Origin of the sequence: Paractinoplanes rhizophilus (assembly GCF_042664765.1) — a bacterium.
GTDB lineage: Bacteria > Actinomycetota > Actinomycetes > Mycobacteriales > Micromonosporaceae > Actinoplanes > Actinoplanes rhizophilus.
Genome location: NZ_JBHTBJ010000013.1, coordinates 25,465 through 46,185, shown reverse-complemented (window position 1 = coordinate 46,185; position 20,721 = coordinate 25,465). Strand labels below are relative to the sequence as shown.

At 72.8% G+C, this 20,721-nt stretch carries 17 protein-coding genes and 1 pseudogene; 15 read left to right on the top strand and 3 right to left on the bottom strand.

The features are described from left to right. Nucleotides 1-828 precede the first annotated feature (828 nt). On the bottom strand, nucleotides 829-1,965 hold the full coding sequence (locus tag ACFQS1_RS19060) for an 8-amino-7-oxononanoate synthase (RefSeq protein WP_378970001.1): 1,137 nt from the start codon (nucleotides 1,963-1,965) through the stop codon (nucleotides 829-831). Nucleotides 1,966-2,022: 57 nt separating this feature from the next. Here ACFQS1_RS19060 and bioB point away from each other — a divergent pair, with 57 nt between their 5' ends. Then, on the top strand, nucleotides 2,023-3,006 hold the full coding sequence (gene bioB / locus ACFQS1_RS19055; RefSeq protein WP_378969999.1) for a biotin synthase BioB: 984 nt from the start codon (nucleotides 2,023-2,025) through the stop codon (nucleotides 3,004-3,006). Between the two features lie 2 nt (nucleotides 3,007-3,008). Then, a pseudogene (bsaP, locus tag ACFQS1_RS19050) lies at nucleotides 3,009-3,182 on the top strand (biotin synthase auxiliary protein BsaP); the annotation flags it as partial. Here the strand turns inward: bsaP and ACFQS1_RS19045 are convergent. Both ACFQS1_RS19045 and ACFQS1_RS19040 read right to left on the bottom strand, forming a co-directional pair. Next, nucleotides 3,175-4,218: a GNAT family N-acetyltransferase gene (locus tag ACFQS1_RS19045; protein WP_378969996.1), complete on the bottom strand. Its 1,044-nt coding sequence runs from the start codon at nucleotides 4,216-4,218 to the stop codon at nucleotides 3,175-3,177. The pseudogene bsaP and the gene ACFQS1_RS19045 sit on opposite strands and share 8 nt — an antisense overlap. A 109-nt stretch (nucleotides 4,219-4,327) precedes the next feature. Next, complete coding sequence (locus tag ACFQS1_RS19040) at nucleotides 4,328-5,059, bottom strand: ACT domain-containing protein (protein WP_378969994.1); 732 nt, start codon at nucleotides 5,057-5,059, stop codon at nucleotides 4,328-4,330. Nucleotides 5,060-5,301: 242 nt separating this feature from the next. Here ACFQS1_RS19040 and ACFQS1_RS19035 point away from each other — a divergent pair, with 242 nt between their 5' ends. The 13 genes from ACFQS1_RS19035 (at nucleotide 5,302) to ACFQS1_RS18975 (ending at nucleotide 20,721) form a co-directional block, all read left to right on the top strand. Then, nucleotides 5,302-6,009 (top strand): pyrimidine reductase family protein, encoded by a 708-nt coding sequence (locus ACFQS1_RS19035; protein ID WP_378969992.1) that lies wholly within the window; start codon nucleotides 5,302-5,304, stop codon nucleotides 6,007-6,009. A gap of 194 nt (nucleotides 6,010-6,203) precedes the next feature. After that, on the top strand, nucleotides 6,204-7,946 hold the full coding sequence (locus ACFQS1_RS19030) for an ATP-binding protein (protein ID WP_378969990.1): 1,743 nt from the start codon (nucleotides 6,204-6,206) through the stop codon (nucleotides 7,944-7,946). A gap of 10 nt (nucleotides 7,947-7,956) precedes the next feature. Next, a complete protein-coding gene (locus tag ACFQS1_RS19025; RefSeq protein ID WP_378969988.1) occupies nucleotides 7,957-9,108 on the top strand; it encodes an exonuclease SbcCD subunit D in 1,152 nt (383 codons plus the stop codon). Nucleotides 9,109-9,178: 70 nt separating this feature from the next. Further along, nucleotides 9,179-11,677 carry an AAA family ATPase gene (locus tag ACFQS1_RS19020; protein WP_378969985.1) on the top strand — a complete coding sequence of 833 codons (2,499 nt, stop codon included), beginning with the start codon at nucleotides 9,179-9,181 and terminating at the stop codon, nucleotides 11,675-11,677. Then, entirely contained in the window at nucleotides 11,674-12,639 is a 966-nt protein-coding gene (locus ACFQS1_RS19015; protein WP_378969983.1) for a hypothetical protein, read from the top strand. Before ACFQS1_RS19020 ends, ACFQS1_RS19015 begins: the two co-directional genes overlap by 4 nt. 330 nt (nucleotides 12,640-12,969) lie before the next feature. Continuing rightward, a complete protein-coding gene (locus ACFQS1_RS19010) occupies nucleotides 12,970-13,650 on the top strand; it encodes a sigma-70 family RNA polymerase sigma factor (RefSeq protein ID WP_378969981.1) in 681 nt (226 codons plus the stop codon). Further along, on the top strand, nucleotides 13,650-14,426 hold the full coding sequence (locus tag ACFQS1_RS19005) for a zf-HC2 domain-containing protein (RefSeq protein ID WP_378969979.1): 777 nt from the start codon (nucleotides 13,650-13,652) through the stop codon (nucleotides 14,424-14,426). Before ACFQS1_RS19010 ends, ACFQS1_RS19005 begins: the two co-directional genes overlap by 1 nt. A 178-nt stretch (nucleotides 14,427-14,604) precedes the next feature. After that, a complete protein-coding gene (locus ACFQS1_RS19000) occupies nucleotides 14,605-15,318 on the top strand; it encodes a hypothetical protein (protein ID WP_378969976.1) in 714 nt (237 codons plus the stop codon). Between the two features lie 106 nt (nucleotides 15,319-15,424). Further along, entirely contained in the window at nucleotides 15,425-16,153 is a 729-nt protein-coding gene (locus ACFQS1_RS18995) for a DUF4142 domain-containing protein (RefSeq protein WP_378969974.1), read from the top strand. Between the two features lie 49 nt (nucleotides 16,154-16,202). Then, on the top strand, nucleotides 16,203-17,426 hold the full coding sequence (locus ACFQS1_RS18990) for a Pecanex-like protein 1 (RefSeq protein WP_378969972.1): 1,224 nt from the start codon (nucleotides 16,203-16,205) through the stop codon (nucleotides 17,424-17,426). Nucleotides 17,427-17,669: 243 nt separating this feature from the next. Further along, nucleotides 17,670-18,566: a DNA-3-methyladenine glycosylase family protein gene (locus ACFQS1_RS18985; RefSeq protein WP_378969970.1), complete on the top strand. Its 897-nt coding sequence runs from the start codon at nucleotides 17,670-17,672 to the stop codon at nucleotides 18,564-18,566. Nucleotides 18,567-18,627: 61 nt separating this feature from the next. After that, on the top strand, nucleotides 18,628-19,917 hold the full coding sequence (locus ACFQS1_RS18980) for a hemolysin family protein (RefSeq protein ID WP_378969967.1): 1,290 nt from the start codon (nucleotides 18,628-18,630) through the stop codon (nucleotides 19,915-19,917). A 48-nt stretch (nucleotides 19,918-19,965) separates the two neighbouring features. Continuing rightward, a complete protein-coding gene (locus tag ACFQS1_RS18975; protein ID WP_378969965.1) occupies nucleotides 19,966-20,721 on the top strand; it encodes an ROK family protein in 756 nt (251 codons plus the stop codon).

Sequence of the window (20,721 nt, the reverse complement as noted above, 5' to 3'; positions counted from 1 at the left end):
CGTCGGGATCACGCTGGGTGGTTGGCTCGGCGGTCGGCTCGGCGGTCGGCTCGGGGGCCGCGGGATCGGGGGAATCGGGGACCGGGGAGACCGGGGCGTCCGGAACCGGGGAAATCGGAACCGGGGAGATCGGCGCGTCCGGGAGCGCGGGGGTGGGCTCGGCCGGCGGCAGCTCGTCAGGGGAGCGGACAGGCTCGGCCGGCGGTGCGGTCTCGCCGGAGGTTGCCGTCGCGCTCGCTGGGGCGGTCGCGCTCGGTGGTGCGGTCTCGCTGGGCGGGTCGGTCTCCGCGAGCTGAGCGGCGTCCGGCTCGGTTGCCGAGGCGGGAGGTGGGTCGTTCGGGGCCGGATGCGGGTCGTCGCCCCCTAGGAACTCGTCCGCGGCAAAAGGGCCGGGCTCGGCAGGCCGGCCGTCGGCGGGATCGTCGGCGGGCGAGGAGTGGGCGGGGTCGTCGGCGGGCGAGGAGTGGGCGGGGTCGTCGGCGGGCTCGTCGTCGTCGGGGAGCGGCGGCGCGAGCGACGGGGCCGGGCGCGGCGACGGCACCGCCGGCCGGATGGTCACCGAGCCGGGCGCGGGCGAGGGCAGCGACCCGCCGGCCGCCGGTGCGGCGGGGCGGACCCCGGCCGTGGAGAGTGCGGGCGGCACCATGGCGGGCGCCGACGAGGGCACGGGCGCCGACGAAGGCAGGGGTGACGACGAGGGCAGGGGTGATGCGGGCAGCGGTGATGTAGGCGCCGACCGGGGCAGGGGCGCGCCGGTGACGCCGTCCGGGCCGGGGGTCAGGACCATGTTCGCGGCGCGGAGGCGGGTCGGGTCGAAGCTGCTGGCGGTCATGGTGCGCACTCCACGATGACGTCGAGGGCGTGGGCGAACGCGTCGTCGGTGACGCCCGCGTTCAGGGTAAGCCTCAGCCGGGACGAACCGTCGGGGGTGGACGGTGGGCGGAAGCATCCCACCGCCACGCCGCGGTCGCGGCAGTCGGCGGCCCAGGCGACGGCGGCCTCGGGGCCGGGGGCCGGCACCGACAGCACCCCGGCGGCGGGCGGCCGCACCTGGAAGCCGGCCGCGGCGAGCCGGCGCACGATCTGGGCGCCGCGGGCCCGGACCAGCGCGCGGCGGTCGTCGGCGGACCGGGCGATGCGGACCGCCGCCGCGACGCCGCCGGCCACCGCGGGTGGCAGGGCGGTGTCGTAGATGAAGGTGCGGCCGGTGTCGACCAGGTGGTCGATGAACTGCGCCGGGCCGGCCACCACGCCGCCGGCGCCGCCCAGCGACTTCGACAGGGTGGCCGTGACGATGACGTCGGGCCGGCCGGCGAGGCCGGCCGCGGCGACAGCGCCGGCGCCGGCCGGGCCGAGCAGGCCGAGCGCGTGCGCGTCGTCGACCAGCAGCAGCGCGCCGCGGGCCGAGGTCACCTCGTGCAGCGCGCGGAGCGGGGCCAGGTCGCCGTCGACCGAGAACACCGACTCGGTGACGACCACGGCGGGCCGGTCGGGGTGGGCGTCGAGGATCGCCGCGACGCCGGCCGGGGAGTTGTGCGGCGCGACCACCGTACTCGTGCCGGAGATCTTGCAGCCGTCGATCAGGGAGGCGTGATTGTAGGCGTCCGAGACGATCAGGTCGCAGACCGCGGTGACGCCGCGGACGGCGGCGACGTTGGCCAGGTAGCCGGAGGAGAAGACCAGGGCGGACGGCGCACCGAGCCACTCGGCCAGTGAGGCTTCCAGCTCGGCGTGGGCCGAGGTGGACCCGCGGACCAGACGCGAGCCGGTCGCGCCCAGCCCGTACGCGTGCAATGCCGCAGCGGAACCGGCCACCACCGCGGGGTGGACGCTCAGCCCGAGATAGTCGTTGCCGGCCAGGTCGACGACCTCGTCGCCGGCCGGACGAGGCCGCAGCTGACGGGTGAGCCCGGCCTTGGCCCTGCTCCCGGCGAGGCGCTCCAGCGCATCCAACCAGCCCGTCAAGGCACCCCCAACGATCACGAAAAAGGGAAACTATCAGCAGCACGGTAGGGTACGGGCATGCAAGAGATCTTCGAGAAGGTGCTCGCCACCGGTGCCGGCCTCGACGAGGCGGGGATCCTGGAAGCGCTCAGAACGCCGGACGAGGATCTCCCCGAGCTGCTCCAGCTGGCCCACGACGTACGCATGAAGTGGTGTGGCCCGGAAGTTGAAGTTGAGGGCATCGTCTCGCTGAAGACCGGTGGTTGCCCGGAGGATTGCCACTTCTGCTCGCAGTCGGGGCTGTTCGCCTCGCCGGTGCGCTCGGTCTGGCTCGACATCCCGTCGCTGGTGGAGGCGGCCAAGCAGACTGCCGCGACCGGCGCGACCGAGTTCTGCATCGTCGCCGCCGTGCGCGGGCCCGACCAGCGCCTGATGGATCAGATGCGGGAGGGCGTCAAGGCGATCCGGGAGGCGGTCGACATCCAGGTCGCCGCGAGCCTCGGCATGCTCACCCAGGCGCAGGTCGACGAGCTGGTCGAGATGGGCGTGCACCGGTACAACCACAACCTGGAGACCTGCCGCTCCTTCTTCCCGAACGTGGTGACCACGCATTCGTGGGAGGAGCGCTGGGGCACGCTCACGATGGTGCGCGACTCGGGCATGGAGGTCTGCTGCGGCGGCATCCTGGGTCTGGGCGAGACGGTCGAGCAGCGGGCCGAGTTCGCGGCGCAGCTGACCGAGCTGGACCCGCACGAGGTCCCGATGAACTTCCTGAACCCGCGCCCGGGCACGCCGCTCGGCGATCAGCCGGTGGTCGAGGGCAAGGACGCGCTGCGGGCGATCGCCGCGTTCCGGCTGGCCATGCCCAAGACCATTCTCCGGTACGCGGGCGGCCGGGAAATCACTCTGGGCGACCTCGGCACGCGCGACGGCCTGCTCGGCGGGATCAACGCGGTGATCGTCGGAAACTACCTGACCACGCTCGGGCGCCCGGCCACCGCGGACCTGGCCCTGCTGGAAGACCTGAAGATGCCGGTCAAGGCGCTCTCGGCGACGCTCTGATGTACTGCGACCGGTGCGGCTCCCCGGCCGACGCGGGTGACCACGCGGCGTGCGCGGCGGCCCGCAAGCTGGAACCGCCTCGCTACTGCCCGGACTGCCGCCGGCGGATGAAGGTGCAGGTCGTTCCGGCCGGGTGGACCGCCACCTGCGTCGAGCACGGCACCCGGGTCAGCTGACCGGCGTCTCGTCCTTGGCGGGCGCACGCCCGGTGATGGGCAGTGTCACGGTGACCATCGCGCCGTCCCGCTCGGACGTGGTGGCGCCCATCCGCCGCAGCGTGCGCAGCATCGCCACGTTGTCGGCGGCCGTGTGCGCCACCAGCGCGGCGAAGCGGCCGCGCTCGGCCCACGCCATCAGGCGGCGGACCAGCGCCGTGCCGATGCCGCGGCGCTGCCAGCCGTCCTCGACCAGCACCGCGAGCTCGCCGAGGTCGCCCTCGGCCAGCAGGTTGGCCATCGCCACCACCCGGCCGCCCGGGTCGATCGCGAGCAGCGTGCGCCCGCGGACCGGCTCGAGCATCCGGCGCAGCCGGGTCTCGCCCGGCGTGCCGCCGCCCAGATAGCGACTGGCCACGGTGGCGGCCGAGGAGCGCTCGTGCAGGGCGCGCACCGCCTCGGCGTCGTCGCCGGTCGCGGTGCGCACGGTCAGCTCGGCGCCGTCCGGCAGCAGCAGGGTGGCCTGCTCCTGGTGGTGGCGCACGGTCGTGCCGGCCACCTCGACCAGGGCCTGGGCCCGCGCGTACTCGGCCGGGGTGAACGCGGGCCGGGCCCGCAGCACCTCGTACGAGCCGCCGGCCGGGTCGGCCAGCGTCATCCGGTCGTCGGTGTAGCCGGGCCGGCCCGGCAGCGGGTCGGGCCGCCAGCGGACCTCGGTCGCCTCGAGCAGAGCGACCAGCGCCTCGCCCAGCGCGTCGGGGTCGTGCACCAGCCGCCCGGCCAGGGCGAGTGCCCGGGTCGGCTGGTCGGCGAGGCCCTCGGCCTCGGCCCGCGCCACGAACGCGTCCCGGCCCCGGCCGCGGGCGATCGCGGCGAGCAGCTCGACTTCGGTGAGCGCGTCGGGCGCGTCGACGAGGAAATCGTCCACCGCGCCGGCCTCGGTGGTGTGCACCTGAACGGCGAGAATGTTGACCGCCTTGAGCGCGAGCGCGGCGGTCAGAACGGAAAGGTAGCCCGGCCGGTCGTCCACCGTCGCCCGGATCCGCCACAGCGCCATGGTGAGGCACTCCCTTCGGCTGTCCTGCCCTTCAATACTGCCTGGGCGGTGTTAACCGGACATTGCCTGAGCTGGGGGTTTCCGGGAGAGTCCGATCACATGACGGCGCTCACATCACCGCCGGCACGGCGGCCTCGTCGAGCCGGTCGCCGAGGATCACGGCGGCCGCCCGGACCAGCTGCGCGACGCGGTCGACCTCGGTGACGTGGAAGCCGGCGGCGGGCAGCTCGTCGTCGTCCTGCCGGGCGATCACCAGCACCAGCCCGGCCCGGCCGAACGGCGCGACCGCGTAGCGGGTGCCCTCGGTGCCGGTGAGCGGGCGGGCCCGCAGCGGCGTGATCTCGGGGAGTCGCAGCGGGGCGGGGGCGCGCCAGCTCGCGTACGCGATCGTGGCGTCCCCGCCGAGGCTCGTCATCGGCTCGGCCGGCAGCGGGCGGGGCGCGCCGGCCCGGGCCGCCCAGTCGGCCGGGACCACCGCGGCGGCGGCCCAGTCGGCGGCCAGCAGGCCGGGCACCGCGTCGACGAGCGTGGCGAGCCCGTCGGCCGGGTTCGCCGCGACCTGGGCCAGCAGCTCGGCGTCGTGGCCGCCGTTGACCGGGGCGCCGATCGCCTTCCACACGCCGTCGACCTGCACGCCGGGGATGGCGGCGAGACCGGCGAGGAGCCGCTCGACCCGGGCGGCGCCCGGCCAGACCACGGTGAAGTCGTCGACGGCGCGGCCGCCGAGACGCTCCAGCACGACGACCTGGACGATGTCGGCGCCGGCGACGCCGAGCGTGCGGGCCACCTGGCCGAGGGCGCCGGGACGGTCCGGCAGGGTGACTCGAACCCGCAGCAACATGCAACTCCTCCCGTCGGGGAAAGGCGGCACGGCGAGCCGCCCCCGTGGCTGTCCACCCTGCCAAATCGGGGTTTCGCTCCGGTTGCGCGGCGGTGTCGCCGGCATCAAGGGATTAGGGTTCGGGGTGTGATCTGCCAGGCCTGCCGGGAACGACGCCACGAGGACTGCCGGGGCGGGTCGTGGTGCGACTGCCAGCATAAGACGCCACAGCCGACCCCGCCCGTGACGGGCCCGCCGGGGCCGTGAGCGTCTTCCGCGCCTGGCCCGACGACCTGGTCGACCTCTATCCGCGCCGGGCCGAGCCCACGCTGCGGGTCAACTTCATCGCCAGCGTCGACGGCGCCGCCACGATCGACGGCCTCTCCGCCGGCCTGCAGGGACCGGGCGACAAGGAGATCTTCGATTCGCTCCGGATGGTCTGCGACGCGCTGATCGTCGGCGCCGGGACGCTCCGGCAGGAAGGATACGACGCGCTGCGATTGACGCCCGAGGCGCGAGCATGGCGAAAAGATCGAGATTTGCCCGACTTTCCGCTCATGGTGGTGGTGTCGAGGTCGCTGGAGCTCGATCCCGAGCAGCTGGTCTTCAGCGACGCGCCGATCCGGCCGATCGTGCTCACCCACCGTCAGGCCGTACCCGGCCGGTTGACCGAGGTGGCCGACGTGATCGCGGTCGGCGACGGCGAGATCGACCTGGCCGCGGGCATCGCCGCGCTGCACGCGCGGGGCGCCACTCAACTGCTTTGCGAGGGCGGTCCGGCCCTGTTCGGCTCGCTGATCGCGCGAGACCTGGTCACCGAGCTCTGTCTGACCGTCGCGCCGCTGCTGGTCGGCGGCGGCCCCGGCCGCATCGCGACGGGGGCGCCGAGCATCGCGCGGGAGATGTCGCTGCGGCACGTGCTCTCCCGGGAGGACATGCTCTTTCTGCGGTACGAGCGTCAGGGCAGCTGACCGGCCCACGTGGTCCCCTTCTGGTGAGTCGTCACCCGTCATTGGCCGATCGGCCGCAATCGGTTCGATTCTGGGGCGCGCCTCCACAGGTTCAGCAAGATCTTGTGGATAAATCTGTGGATGGCCACCAGAAGTTGTGGACAACCAATGCCAACCCTGGCCACCTGCTGGTTCTGTCGTACCCCTGAGGCAACATGATCGGCGTGTCAGATGAAAATGCCGCAGTCGGGCGGGTGCTCGGCACGGCCGACGCCACGCCGCTCCAGTTCTGGACGGCCGTGACGCCGGGGAGCTACCTGCAGCTCGACGATGTCGTGGTGACCCGCCGGGAGCTGCCCGACCGCGAGCCGGTGACGATCGCCGGCGTGGTCACCCAGGTGCGGGCCCGGCACGAGGGCGCGCAGTTCGACTCCGACGTCTTCGCGATCGCCGACGGCACGCTGCCGGCCCTGGTGCAGGAAGCGGCCGAGATCACCACGACCCGGGTCGACCCCGAGCTCTACGTGCCGCCCGCGCCGGGCGCGGTGGTGCATCGGGCCGAGGGCGAGGCGCGCGACGCGGCGTTGCATTTCGACCGCATGGAGCGGCGCATCCCGATGGGCACGGGCCGCGACGGCGTACCCGTGTTCTTGAATGCCGATTTTCTCGACGGCACCCGGGGCGCGCACGTCTCGATCTCCGGCATCTCCGGCGTGGCGACCAAGACGAGCTTCGCGACCTTCCTGCTCTACTCGGTGTTCCGCTCGGGCCAGCTGGGCGCCGACGGGGCGAACGCGCGCGCCCTGATCTTCAACGTCAAGGGCGAGGACCTGCTGTTCCTCGACCACGCCAACACCAAGCTCGACGAGCCGACCACCGCGGCGTACAAACTGCTCGAGCTGCCCGCGACCCCGTTCGCCGACGTCCGGGTCTACGCCCCGCCGCGGGCCGGCGACTCGTCCGGCGCGCCCGATGTGAGCAGCCGGCTCACCGGGGTGGACGCGTTCTACTGGACGCTCGAGGAGTTCTGCGCCGGCAAGCTCCTGCCGTACGTGTTCGCCGACGCCGACGACGAGCGCCAGCAGTACACGATGGTGGTCCACTCGGTGACCGCCCACCTGAACCGGTACGCGGTGCCGGCCGAGGGCGGGATCAGCATCGACGGCCGCCGCATCTCGTCCTACGGCGACCTGGTCGACCACATCGTCGAGCAGCTCACCGACGACGACACCCGGTCCACCTGGGCCGGCAGCGCGGTCAACATGGGCACGGTCAACGCGTTCGCCCGCCGGCTGATCGGCAGCAAGCGCGACCTGTCCCGGCTGATCCGCGGCGACCTCGCCCAGCGCCGCCCGCACCAGATCAAGACCGCCGAGTCGGCCCAGGTCACGGTCGTCGACCTGCACAACCTGCCCGACCGCGCGCAGCGCTTCGTGGTCGGCGTGACGCTCAAGACCGAGTTCGAGGAGAAGGAGAAGGCCGGCACCGGCCGCCCGCTGCTGTTCGTGGTGCTCGACGAGCTCAACAAGTACGCCCCGCGCGAGGGCACCTCGCCGATCAAGGAGGTGCTGCTCGACATCGCCGAGCGCGGCCGCTCGCTCGGCGTGATCCTGATCGGCGCCCAGCAGACGGCCAGCGAGGTCGAGCGCCGCATCGTCACGAACTCGGCGATCCGGGTGGTGGGCCGGCTCGACCCGGCCGAGGCGGCGCGGCCGGAGTACGGCTTCCTGCCCCCGGCCATGCGCCAGCGCGCCCTGCTGGCCCGGCCCGGCACGATGTTCGTCAACCAGCCCGACATCCCGGTCCCGCTCTGCGTCGAGTTCCCGTTCCCGGCCTGGGCCACCCGCAAGTCCGAGTCGGGCCCGCCCCCGGCGTCCTCGATGCGCTCGATCGTCCAGGGCGCCGATCCGTTCGCCGTGGTCGGCCGGCCCGGCGCCGACGACGACATCCCGTTCTAAGGTTGCTCCGATGCGCATCTTGCACACGTCCGACTGGCACGTCGGCAAGGTCCTCAAGGGCCGCACCCGGCACGACGAGCACATCAAGGTGCTGGCCCAGGTCGTCGAGATCGCCCAGGCGGAGCGGCCCGACCTGGTGATCGTCGCCGGCGACCTCTACGACACCGCGGCGCCGACGGCCGACGCCACCCGGGTGGTGACCCGGGCGCTCTCGGCCCTGCGCCGCACCGGCGCCGAGGTGGTGGCGATCGGAGGCAACCACGACAACGGCGCCGCCCTGGACGCGCTGCGCCCGTGGGCTTCCGACGCCGGCATCACCCTGCGGGGGTCCGTCGGGCAAAATCCCGATGATCTGCGCATAACCGGCACCACCGGCGACGGCGAGCGCTGGCAGTTGGTCGCTCTGCCGTTCCTGTCTCAGCGCTATGCCATCCGCGCGTCCGAAATGTATGAGTTGACGGCGGCGGAGGCCAACCAGACGTACGCCGACCACATCGCCCGGCTGATCGAGAAGCTCAGCGAGCCCTTCGCCCAGCCGGGTGTGATCAACCTGCTGACCGCCCACCTCACGATCGTCGGGGCGTCGGCCGGCGGCGGCGAGCGCGAGGCGCACACCATCATGGGGTACGCGGTGCCCGCGACGATCTTCCCGCCCGGCGCGCACTACGTGGCGCTCGGCCACCTGCACCGCTCGCAGAAGGTGATCGCCCCCTGCCCCGCGCGCTATTCGGGCAGCCCGCTGGCCGTCGACTTCGGCGAGGAGGAAAACATCCCGTCCGTCGCGATCGTCGACGTGTCGACCGACAAGGCGGCCCGGGTGCGGGACGTGCCGATCGCCTCGGCCCGCGCCCTGCGCACGGTGCGCGGCACGCTCGAGCAGCTCGCCACGGTGAAGCTGCCGGACGCCTGGCTGCGCGTGCTGGTGCGCGAGACGCCCCGGGTCGGCCTGCGCGAGGACGTGCAGGAGCTGCTGCCCAACGCGCTCGAGGTGCGGATCGACCCCGAGATGATGCCGAGCCGGACCGGCGGGCGGATGGCGCAGCGGGCCGGCCGGTCGCCGCGCGAGCTCTTCGGCGACTACCTGGACCATCGCGGCAACGCCGAGGACGGCGTCCGCGAGCTGTTCGACGAGCTGTACGACGAGGTGAGCACCGCGCCATGAGTGAGCGAAGCGAAGGCAGGTGGCTCAGTGGCCGGGCCTCAGGCCCGGGCGAGCGAAGCGGAGCCGGGGCATGAGACCGATCAGACTGGACATGTCCGGGTTCACCATCTTCCGCGACGAGACCACGGTGGACTTCACCGACGCCGACTACTTCGCGCTGGTCGGGCCGACCGGCTCGGGCAAGTCGACGGTGCTCGACGCGATCACGTTCGCGCTCTACGGCACGGTCCCGCGCTGGGGCGGCGCCCGCGGCATCGCGAACGCGCTGGCCCCCTCGGCCGCCGAGGCCCGGGTGCGGCTGGTCTTCGAGTCGGCCGGCGACCGCTACGTGGCGACCCGGGTGGTGCGCCGCGACGGCCGGGGCAACGTCAAGACCGCCGGCGCCGGGCTGCAGCTCATGCCGCCGGGATTCGACGTGACCAAGCTGGACACCGGCATGGACCTCGACGACCTGGGCGAGGTGCTGGCCGGCACCCCGGCCGAGATGGAGGAGGCGGTCCTCGGCGCGGTCGGCCTGCCGTACGAGCAGTTCACCAGCTGCGTGGTGCTGCCGCAGGGCCAGTTCGCCGACTTCCTGCACGCCAAGCCGGCCACCCGGCAACAGATCCTGGTCAACCTGCTCGGCCTGCACGTCTACGAGGAGGTGCAGCAGCGCGCGGTGGCCCGCGAGCGCACCGCCACCGACAAGCTCAGCGTGATCGACCAGCAGCTGGCCGGGCTCGCCGACGCGACCGACGCGTCCGTCGAGGCGGCCGAGCGCCACCTGGCCCGGATGCGCGAGCTGGCGGGCGCCGTCGAGGAATCGGTGGGGGAGCTGCGGCCGGCCCGGCCCGGCGAGGCCGAGGCGGCCGCCGGGCGGGACGCGCTCGACGGCGAGCTGCGGCTGCTCTCCGGCATCCGGATGCCCGAGGGGAGCACCGAGATCGCCGGCGCGACCGCGGCCGCCCGGGCGAGCGCCGTCGCGGCCGCCGACGAGGTGCGCGTCTGCGAGGAGCGCGAGGACAAGGTGCGCGGCGAGCTGGCCGCCGCCGGTGACGCCGGCTCGTTGCGGCTGATGCTCGACCGGCACGCCGAGCTCGACCGGCTGACCGAGCAGGAGGAGTGGTTCGCCGGCGAGGTCCAGGTGGCCGAGGTCGAGTTCCGGGACGCGCAGGCGGCCGCCGAGCTCGCGCACAGCGCCCACCTGGGTGCCACTCAGCTGCTGGAGCAGGCCCGGCTCGACTACACCGAGGCGCAGCGCATCGACCGGGCCGCCGCGCTGCGGGCGCATCTGTCGGCCGGCGACCACTGCCCGGTGTGCGAGCAGACCGTGCCGGCCGTCCCGCCCATGCCCGAGGGCTCGGCGGTGCGCGCCGCCGAGGCCGCCGGCCAGGCCGCCCGCGCCGCCGCCGAGGTCGCGGAGTCGGCCTGGAAGCAGCGCGACGCCGTGGCCCGCAAGCTGGAGGGCAACCTCGAGCGCAAGCGCGCCCAGCACGAGCACCACGTCTCCCGGCTGACCGAGGTGCGCGCGGTGGTGGCCGGCTCGCCCGGCGTCGCCGCGCTCCAGCGGCAGCTCGCCGAGATCGACGCGCTGCAGCGCAAGCTCGACCAGGCCGGCGTCGCGGTGCGCACGGCGCGCGAGGCGCAGCGCCGGGCCCAGGCCGCCGCGCACCAGGCCGAGGAGCGGGTGCGCGCCGCGTGGCGCACCTTCGACGGCGTGCGCGACCGGGTGGCCCGGTTCGCCCCGCCGCCGGCCGACCGCGACGACCTGGCCGCGGCCTGGACGGCCCTGGTCGACTGGGCCGGGGACGAGCACCGCAGCCGGGCCGCCGCGCGCGACGAGGCGCAGGCCGCGGTGGCCGCCGCCCACGAGGCCACCGTCCATGCGTTCGCGACGGTCGACGCCCTGTTCACGGCGGCCGGCGTGACGCCGCCGGCGCGGGGCGCCGAGAGCGGCGAGAACGACCTCATCCGCGCGGCCACCGTGGCGGCGACGACCGCTGACGCCGAGTGGCGCACGGCGGCCGACCTGCGTGACCGGGCCCGCGACCTCACCGAGCAGCGGATGGCGCTGCAACGCGAGGGCCGGGTGGCCAAGGCGCTCGCCGGGCACCTGCGGGCCAACAACTTCGAGCGCTGGCTGCTCGAGGAGGCGCTCGACCTGCTGGTCGACGGCGCGTCGCGGATCCTGCGCGAGCTGACCGGCGGCCAGTACGACCTGATGCACGACAAGGGCGAGTTCTATGTGATCGACCACCACGACGCCGGGTTGCGGCGCGGGGTGCGCACGCTCTCCGGCGGCGAGACGTTCCAGGCGTCGCTGGCGCTGGCGCTGGCCCTCTCCGAGCAGCTGGCCGGCATGTCCACCACCGCGGCGAGCCTCGAGTCGATCGTGCTGGACGAGGGCTTCGGCACGCTGGACGCGGCGACCCTCGACGTGGTCGCCGCGACCCTGGAAAATCTCGCGGCCCGCGGCGACCGGATGGTCGGCATGGTCACCCACGTGACCGCGCTCGCCGAGCGGGTGCCGGTGCGCTTCGAGGTGCGCAAGGACGCCAGATCGGCCCACGTCGAGAGGGTCGGCCTGTGACCAGGATGTACGTCGACGCGTGGGATCCGTCCTACGGCTCCTCCTTCGAGGGCGGCGGCGAGGACGGCCCGGCGTCGCCCAGCAGCGCCCAGGTCGACACCGATGTGGAGGTGCCGGCCGCCGAGTGGGCGCCGATCGACCCGCCGCGCGGCCTCGACCCGCCCGACGTGGTGTTCCTGGTGGACGGCGTGCGGCGCAACGACGCCGGCCTGTGGACCGAGGAGGAGGACGGCACCTCGTACGCCGGGCTGGCCGCCTCGTTCGCGGCCGGCGTGGTGCGGTGCGACCTGGGCCGGGGCTCGGCCGAGCTGGCCGACGCCCGGGTCGGGCGTGGACTGTTCACGGCGAGCCCGTCGGCGCAGGCGCTGCAGACTCAGATGGTGCGCTACGAGGTGCACCGGGTCTCGGGCACGGGCGAGGCCAGCAAGCTTCCGGCCGCGGTGCAGCCGCAGCTGACCGCGCTGGAGATCGAGATATCGTCGATCGCCCGCGGCGGCGCCGGCGACGACCTGCTGGTCGTGGACGGTCCACTGCGCAACCGGCGCCAGCTGCCCCGCACGATCGGGTATGTGAAGACCCAGCAGAAGCAGTACCTCCCGGCCGCGCTGACCGCCGTGGTCACCGCGTTGCGGCCGGGCCGGCGCACCCCGGTCTTCCACCTCGGCACGGTCTGGGGCGGCTGGTCTTGGTACCTGCGGCTGCCGGGCGGCTCGGGCGCGCCGTGGTCGGGGATCGTGCGGGTGGAGTGCTCGCCCGACCTGACCCCGGAGCAGGCGATCGAGCTGGCCGAGCTGTCCGCGGTGACGCTGCCGCGGTTCGCGTCGTCGGCGTACAAGGATCCGCGCGCCCCGCAGAACCTGGTGCCGATCGCCGGGCTCGAGCGGCGGCTCCGCGGGATGCTCGGCGACGCCCGGGTGCTCCATCGGGCCTTGACGCTGGCCACAGCGCGAAATCGGGCATAACGGTTCCGGGAGCGCTCCCAGTCCCGTGATGAGAACGCTGTGAGAGCGTCCGCCTACGGACCGGTAAGAACCGCACCGCCAGTGCGTCGCCGCTGCTCACCAGGCCGTTTCCCGGGACGCCCACGGCTGAGTATTATTCGGTCGCCCTGGTAGGCATATCGGTCCAGATGGATGAATTTGATCGTCTGCCGATGTGCCCGTGCCGCCCCCACACGACACCGGAGGACAGTTGATCGCCGCCGTCCCGGAAATTTCCACGCCACCGTTGATCCCGGCGGGCCTCCCCGGCCGTATCTCAGGCGACGGGGAAAGCTCCGGGCGGAGGTATCAATGCATGCGCTGGTCGAGGAACGACTCGCGCCGGGCGGGGTGTGCCAGATGACACAGCAGCGTTCCGGCGGCGGTCGGTGGCAGTCTCTCGACGGAGGCCGTGGTGTGGATGACGGTGGTTCGGTGATCCCCCGGCAGCAGGCGCCCCGGCACGGCGTGACCGAGCCGAGCCACGAGGACACGCTCGTCCGGATGCTCTACGAGGAGCACGCGGGCCCCCTGCTGATGTTCGTGCTGCGGCTGACCGGCGGCGACCGGCAGCGCGCCGAGGACATCGTCCAGGAGACCCTGCTGCGTGCCTGGCGCAACGCGCACCGGCTCGGCGCGCAGGGCCAGCAGTCGCTGCGGCCGTGGCTCGTGACAGTCGCCCGGCGGATCGCGATCGACGACCACCGCAGCGCCAGCGCCCGTCCCGCCGAGACGTACGACCGCGAGCTCGAGAGCTTCCCCAGCACCGCCGACGACACCGATCGCGTCCTGCAGTCGATGACCGTCTCCGACGCGCTGCGCGAGCTGTCGCAGTCGCACCGCGAGATCCTGATCGAGACCTACTTCCGGGGCCGGACGGTGCCGGAAGCGGCGGAGAAGCTCAACCTTCCGTTGGGTACCGCCAAGTCACGTGTGTATTACGCTCTGCGTGCGCTGCGTGCCGCGCTGCAGCAGCGGGGGGTGACGGAGTGATGACGCAGGAAGAGCACTACGACGTCGCGTCGTACGCACTGGGTGTGCTGGACCAGCACGACGCCGCGCGCTTCGAGGACCACCTGATCGAGTGCCCGCGGTGCGCGTTCGAGCTGGAGTCCTTCGTGCAGGTCGCCGATCTGCTGGCCGACGTGGACGCGGGCGCCGTGATCGCCGCCGAGGAGGCCAAGCGCGACGGCGTCATGCTGCACACCATGCTCGGCGAGGTCCGCACCGAACGGCGCCGGGCCAACAGCCGCCGGCTCTATTCGCTGGCCGCCGCGGTGGTCATCTTCGCGATGCTGTCGATCGGCGCCCTGTTCGCCGGCGGCAAGTGGTTCGCGCCCGACCAGAAGCCGGCGGGCAACACCGCCCAGCGCGGCAGCTCGCAGCTCGACCCGCTGCCCAACACCCAGGGCGGCCCCGGCATCGGCGGCCCCGAGCTGGCCGGCCAGCGGTACAGCGGCAGCGACCCGCGTACCGGCGTGCATCTCGACGCGGCGCTGGAGAAGAAGGACTGGGGCACCCAGATCTCCTTCGCGATCTCCAACATCAAGGGCCCGCTGGAGTGCCGGCTGGTGGCGGTGCACACCGACGGCACCACCGAGTCGCTGGTCTCGTGGAACGTGGGGGAGAACGGCTGGGGCACCGCCGCCAACCCCGAGCCGCTGCTGCTGCAGGCGATCACCGCCACCTCCCGCGAGAACATCGCGCACATCCAGGTGCAGGAGGTCACCAACGGCGGCGGCGGGGACACTCTGGTCCGCGTACCGTAAAAAGATCTTGAAAGAAGTGGGCCCGGCCGATCGGCCGGGCCCTTTTTTGTACATGCGCCGATACGCCGCGTGCTTCAAACAAAATTAAGGGAATTGATTGGGCCGATTGTTCAACCGACCCGGCCCGGCCCCCGTACTACTGCCCGGAAACGCCAGATGCGGAATCCCTGGAGGGCACGTGGTACCGGAGAAGCGCAAGTTGATGGTCGTGGGCGCGGCCATCGCCGCGGCGTTCGCAGTGACCGGCTGCGCACCGGCCGGATACAACGCCGCCGACTACGGCAATGCCGCTGAGCCCGCCTCGAACACCGCCGCGAGCCCGGGCGCGACCGCCGACCCGGCGGCCACGACCGACCCGGTGGCCGAGACCGACCCGGACGCCACCGCCCCGCCCGGCTCGGACGCGAGCACCGCCCTCTCCGACGACCAGGTCACCAACAAGCTGACCGGCACGGCCGTGAAGCGCATGGGCTCGGTCGTCGAGAACGAGGACGGCTACGTCCTGTACCGCTTCGACTCGGACTCCAACAACCCGGCGAAGACCAACTGCAACGGCGACTGCGCCCGGACCTGGCCGCCCGCGCTCACCAACGACGGCAAGCCGACCCTCAAGGGCGTCAACCCCAAGCTGGTCGGCACGGTCACCCGCGCCGACGGCACGAAGCAGCTGACGCTCAAGGGCTGGCCGCTCTACACCTACATCGGCGACAAGCAGCCCGGTCAGTGGAAGGGCCAGAACGTCTCCGGCAAGTGGTTCGTGATCAAGCCGGACGGCGCCAAGAACCTGACCTGCCTTCCGGCCATCTCCAAGCCGGTCGCGCCGCCCGCCGACGATTCGGATTCCGACGATTCCGCGGGCACCGGCAGTTCCGGTGGCGACTACAGCTACTAGTCCGTCACTTAAGCGCGATTTAAGAAACTGCTGATCTCGGAGGTTGGAAATGGTTGCCGCCCGCTTCTCTCGCCGGCTCTCGCGCTGGCTGGTGGGCATTTCGGCAATGATTTTGACGTTCCTGCTGGCGCCCGTCTCGCCGGCCCATGCGGCGGGCGGGGACATCCCGGTGCCGCAGAGCTCGTTCAACGCCAAGGGCAGCGGCTCGGTCAGCCCCGCCGACGCCGACTTCGTCATCAAGGTGCGGCTGGCCGGGCTGTGGGAGATCCCGGCCAGCAACATGGCCCAGGAGAAGTCGGACGATCCGCGGATCGTCAACATCGGCAAGGCGATCGGCGCGCAACACGTGGTGCTGGACAAGCTCGACCGCGAAGTGGCCAAGAAGCTCAACATCGACCTGCCCAGCGAGCCGAACGGCGACCAGCAGAGCTGGCTGGCCGAGATGCGGAACGCGAACGCGACCACGTTCGACCAGATCTACATCGACCGGCTCCGCGCCGCGCACGGCAAGATCTTCCCGGCCATCGCGACGATCCGGGCCAGCACCCGCAACGACTCGGTGCGGCAGCTCGCGCAGCAGACGAACCAGTTCGTCCTGACGCACATCACGCTGCTGGAGTCGAGCGGGCTGGTCAGCTACGGCGACCTGCCGACCGCCCCGGCCCCGGCGAACCCCGGCGCCGGCCCCGTTCCCGTCGACGGCCAGATGATCGCGGCCGCGCACAGCAGCACCAATGCCATCCCCGGTGTCAACACCACGGTGATCCTCATAGTCCTCGCCGCCGCACTCGTGGCCGGCGTCATCACGACCATGCGCATTTTCCGGGCGAGGTAGTTCCCCGCCACCCCGTCCAGGTCGTCGAGACAGAGAAAGGTGTCCCCCCATGCGAAGGTCCAAGTACCGGCGCGCTTCATCCAGGAATTCGGGTTGGTTCAGCGGCCGTCGCCGGATCATCGCGGTCGCCTCGACCCTCGTGGTCTTCGGTGGCATCGTCACCGTCACCCAGATCTCGAGCGCGTCGACCAACCGGACGCAGCGGAAGGCGTTGTCGGCCTGCGACAGCGTCCGCGCTCCGGCCGGCACCAAGCTCTCCACCAAGACCCGCAGGGGCTCGTGGACCCAGGAGAACGGCGCCGTCACGCAGCACGCGGACGACGGCGCCGGTGACGTGGCGACCACGGCCGAGCTGCGGGCCCGGTGCCGCCGCTGGGTGATGCACAACGTCGGCAACAACAACGGCGGCGGCGAGCAGACCACCGCGCCGGCGGACGACGCGACGACCGCGCCGCAGGCCGACCCCAGCGCCGACCCGACCGCCTCCGGCGACACCGGCAACAACGGTGACGACAACAACGGCGGCGGCGACAACGGCAACGGCGACAACAACGGTGGCGGCGACAACGGCGACAACAACGGCGGCGACAACAACGGCGGTGGTGACAACAACGGCGGCGGCGACAACAACGGCGGCGGCCAGCAGGAGACCACCGCGCCGGCGCCCGACCCGACCAACTCCGACGGCGGCACCACTCCGCCGCCCGGCGTCGGCCTCGGCGTCCTGACCAACAACTGCTCCACGAGCAACCTGCAGCTGCACGACGGCTTCCAGGTCGGCGACCGCTGCGTCACCACCGAGTTCGGTGAGGTCTCCAGCGCCGCCAACAACCCGTCGCTGCTGATCACGCAGGCGCCCCGCTCGGTCGCCGTGAACGCCCCGTTCACGCTGACCGTGAGCACCCGCAACCTGATCCGCGACCGGTTCCTCGCGGCCGGCAAGGGCGGTTACTACGTGGAGAGCTCCGTTCTGCAGGACGGCATCACCCGCGGTCACTTCCACACCGCGTGCCGCATGCTGTCGAGCACCCGCGAGGCGCCCGACGCGTCGCCGGTTCCCGCGTTCTTCGTGGCCACCGAGGACAGCCAGGGCGGACGGGCCCCCGACTCGGTCACCATCCAGGTGCCCGGCATGCCCAGCGCGGGCACCGCGCAGTGCGCCTCGTGGGCCGGTGACGGCTCGCACCGCATCCCGATGATGGAGCGGGCCAACGAGACGCCGGCGTTCGACGCCGTGCGGATCCAGGTCCGGGCCGGCCGCGGCGGCAACTAACAACTGATCGCGGAGCGTCGCCGCAGAAACCGGAGCCGAACCCGGGACGGACGGGGTAACCGACATTGCCCCGTCCCGACCGGGACCCCCCGTCGGCACCGGTGGTCGCCCTTCCCCCTGACGGACGACTCCAGCGGCCACCTCCCAGGCGACCTGGATCACTCGGGTGTCCGGTCGCCCCCCGATGGCCCTGACCGGGAGCGCGGTCAGGGCCATCGGCCTTTTGTGTGGCAGAGTTGCCGGGTGTCCCGTCGCCTGACCCTGCCCGAGCGATATGCCTTCGGGCCGTCGCTCGCCTCGCTTCAGGCGCCCAACGGCGACCCCTGTGTGCGGGTGAGCGCCGGCGACTTGTGGATGGCCGCCCGCACCCCCGCCGGCCCGGGCACGCTGCACCTGGCACTGTCCGGCGGCGAGATCGAAGCCACCGCCTACGGTCCCGGGGAAGCCTGGCTGACCGAGCGGGCCGACGCCATCGCCGGCCTGCGCGACGACGTGACCGGCTTCCCGGCCCTCGCCAAGGCCCACCCGCTGGTGCATCGGCTGGCGCGCACCTTCGCCGGCCTGCGGATGCCGGCCACCGGACTGGTCTTCCACCGCGTGCTGCGCGCGATCCTCGAGCAGAAGGTCACCGGCGTCGAGGCCTTCCGGGCGTACCGCAAGATCTGCCGGAAATTCGGCGAGCCGGCGCCGGGCCCGGTGGATCTGCTGCTCCCGCCCGATCCGGCCGCGATAGCGGCCTCGCCCTACTGGGTGTTCCATCCGCTCGGCGTCGAGCAGCGCCGCACCCAGTCCCTGCTGCGCGCGGCCCGGGAGGCCGGCCGCATCGAGCGCTGCGCCGGCCCGGCCGAGGCCACCCGCCGGCTGACCGCGCTGCCGGGCATCGGACCGTGGACCGCCGCCGAGGTGGTCCGCGTGGCCTACGGCGACCCGGACGCGGTGAGCGTCGGCGACTACCACGTGCCCAACACGGTCGCCTGGGCCCTGGCCGGCGAGGCCCGCGGCACCGACGAGCGGATGCTGGAGCTGCTCGAGCCGTTCCGTGGACACCGGGGCCGGGTCTGTGACCTGCTCGCGCACGGCGGCATCGGCGCACCGCGCTTCGGACCGCGGATGCCGATCCGGTCGTTCGCGGGGTATTGAACAACCACTCTGGGTACGTTGATCCCCTTCGCATCCGCTGAAACGGGAGAGCTGACGACAAATGGGTGGCACCGGCGGAGAGATCGTCCTGGTCCTGGTGCTCGTGCTCGTGAACGCCGCCTTCTCCGGGAGCGAGATGGCGCTGGTGTCGCTGCGGGACAGCCAGATCCAGCGGCTGGAACGGCAGTCCCGCAGCGGCAAGGTCCTGGGCCGGCTCACCCGCGACCCCAACCGGTTCCTCGCCACCATCCAGATCGGCATCACCCTGGCCGGCTTCCTGGCCTCGGCGGCGGCCGCCGTGTCGCTGTCCAAGCCGCTGCTCGGCCCGCTGAGCTTCCTCGGCAACGCCGCCCAGCCGGTCGCCATCGTGATCGTCACGATCGCGCTGACCTTCGTGACGCTGGTGATCGGCGAGCTCGCGCCGAAGCGGATCGCGATGCAGCGCACCGAGGGCTGGGCGCTGCTGGTCGCCCGCCCGCTCGACATCCTCGCGACGATCTCCCGGCCCGCGGTGTGGCTGCTCGGCGCCGCGACCAACGTGGTGGTGCGGCTGGCCGGCGGCGACCCGGCCGCCCAGCGCGAGGAGGTCACCACCGAGGAGATCCGCGACATGGTCGCCGCGCAGCAGGATTTCTCGATCGAGCAGCGCACGATCATCAGTGGCGCCTTCGAGATCGCCGACCGGATCCTGCGCGAGATCCTCGTCCCCCGCCGCGACGTGCTCACGCTCGCCACCGGCACGCCCGCGCACGAGGCGCTGCGCTCGCTGATCGCCGGCGGCCACTCCCGCGCCCCCGTGGTCGGCCCGTCCGGCCTCGACGACGTGATCGGCGTGGTGCACCTGCGCGACCTGGTCGACGCCGAGGGCGCGGTCGACGCGGTCTGCCGTCCCGGGCTCTTCCTGCCCGAGACGCTGCGGGTGAGCGACGCGCTGCGCCAGATGCGCGGCGAGCGCGTCCAACTGGCCCTCGTGGTCGACGAGCGGGGCGCGATCGACGGCATCGTCACCATGGAGGACCTGGTCGAGGAGATCGTCGGCGAGATCTACGACGAGACCGACCGGGATGTGGCCGCCGTGGTCCGCGAGGCCGACGGCGCGCTGCTGCTGCCCGGCTCGTTCCCCATCCACGACCTGCCCGACATCGGCCTGCACGACGAGTCGAACGCCCACGAGGACGGCGACTACACCACGGTGGCCGGGATGGTCCTGGCGGCGCTGGGCCACATTCCCACCGATCCGGGCGAGGTGGTCGAATTGCCGGGGTTCACGGCCGAGGTGGTCGAGGTCACCGGCCGGGCCATCACGCGGGTACGGCTGCGCCCGCTGCCCAAGGCCGCCCAGGAGGCGTAGGGGTCACAATTGCTGTGCGAGGAGGTGACCTCCATGCACACTGGCGGCGTGGCTTTCACCCTGACGATCGACTGCGGCGGCGGAGGCATCAAGGGCTCCGTGCTCGACGAGGCCGGCACGATGCGGGCCCAGCCGTTGCGCGTGCCCACGCCGTACCCGTTGCCGCCCGACCTGTTCGTGAAGACGCTGGTGCAGCTGGGCGAGCGCCTCCCGCAGGCCGACCGGGTCACCGTCGGCATGCCCGGCATGCTGCGGCACGGCGTCGTGGTGGCCACCCCGCACTACGTGACCCGCTCCGGCCCGCGCACCCGGGTCGATCCCGAGCTGCTCACGGCGTGGGGCGGCTTCGACGCCCGTACCGCGCTGGCCGAGGCGTTCGGCCTGCCCACCCTGGTGCTCAACGACGCCGAGGTGCACGGCGCCGGCGTCGTGGCCGGGACGGGCTGCGAGCTGATGCTGACCCTCGGCACGGGGCTGGGCTGCGCGCTCTTCGACGGCGGCGTGCTCGCCCCGCACCTGGAGATGTCGCAGGCGCCGGTGCGGTGGGGGATGTCCTACGACACGTACATCGGCGAGCACGAGCGCCGCCGCCTCGGCGACGCGCTCTGGTCCCGCCGCGTGCGCAACGTCGTCGACGGCCTGCGCCCGGTGTTCCTCTGGGACCGCCTCTACCTCGGCGGCGGCAACTCCCGGCTGATCACCCCCACCCAGCTGGCCCGGATGGGCGACGACGTGGTGGTCGTGCCGAACACGGCCGGCATCGTCGGCGGGGTCCGCGCCTGGACGCTGGGCACCGCTCGCTGA

Bases quoted from the DNA above. Each gene is read 5' to 3' on its own strand.
- ACFQS1_RS19010 (WP_378969981.1), top strand. From the start codon at position 12,970: ATGCATGCGCTGGTCGAGGAACGACTCGCGCCGGGCGGGGTGTGCCAG.
- ACFQS1_RS19045 (WP_378969996.1), bottom strand. From the start codon at position 4,218: ATGGCGCTGTGGCGGATCCGGGCGACGGTGGACGACCGGCCGGGCTAC.
- ACFQS1_RS19025 (WP_378969988.1), top strand. From the start codon at position 7,957: ATGCGCATCTTGCACACGTCCGACTGGCACGTCGGCAAGGTCCTCAAG.
- bioB (WP_378969999.1), top strand. From the start codon at position 2,023: ATGCAAGAGATCTTCGAGAAGGTGCTCGCCACCGGTGCCGGCCTCGAC.
- ACFQS1_RS18990 (WP_378969972.1), top strand. From the start codon at position 16,203: ATGCGAAGGTCCAAGTACCGGCGCGCTTCATCCAGGAATTCGGGTTGG.
- ACFQS1_RS18980 (WP_378969967.1), top strand. From the start codon at position 18,628: ATGGGTGGCACCGGCGGAGAGATCGTCCTGGTCCTGGTGCTCGTGCTC.
- ACFQS1_RS19020 (WP_378969985.1), top strand. From the start codon at position 9,179: ATGAGACCGATCAGACTGGACATGTCCGGGTTCACCATCTTCCGCGAC.
- ACFQS1_RS19030 (WP_378969990.1), top strand. From the start codon at position 6,204: ATGATCGGCGTGTCAGATGAAAATGCCGCAGTCGGGCGGGTGCTCGGC.
- ACFQS1_RS19005 (WP_378969979.1), top strand. From the start codon at position 13,650: ATGACGCAGGAAGAGCACTACGACGTCGCGTCGTACGCACTGGGTGTG.
- ACFQS1_RS18995 (WP_378969974.1), top strand. From the start codon at position 15,425: ATGATTTTGACGTTCCTGCTGGCGCCCGTCTCGCCGGCCCATGCGGCG.
- ACFQS1_RS19040 (WP_378969994.1), bottom strand. From the start codon at position 5,059: ATGTTGCTGCGGGTTCGAGTCACCCTGCCGGACCGTCCCGGCGCCCTC.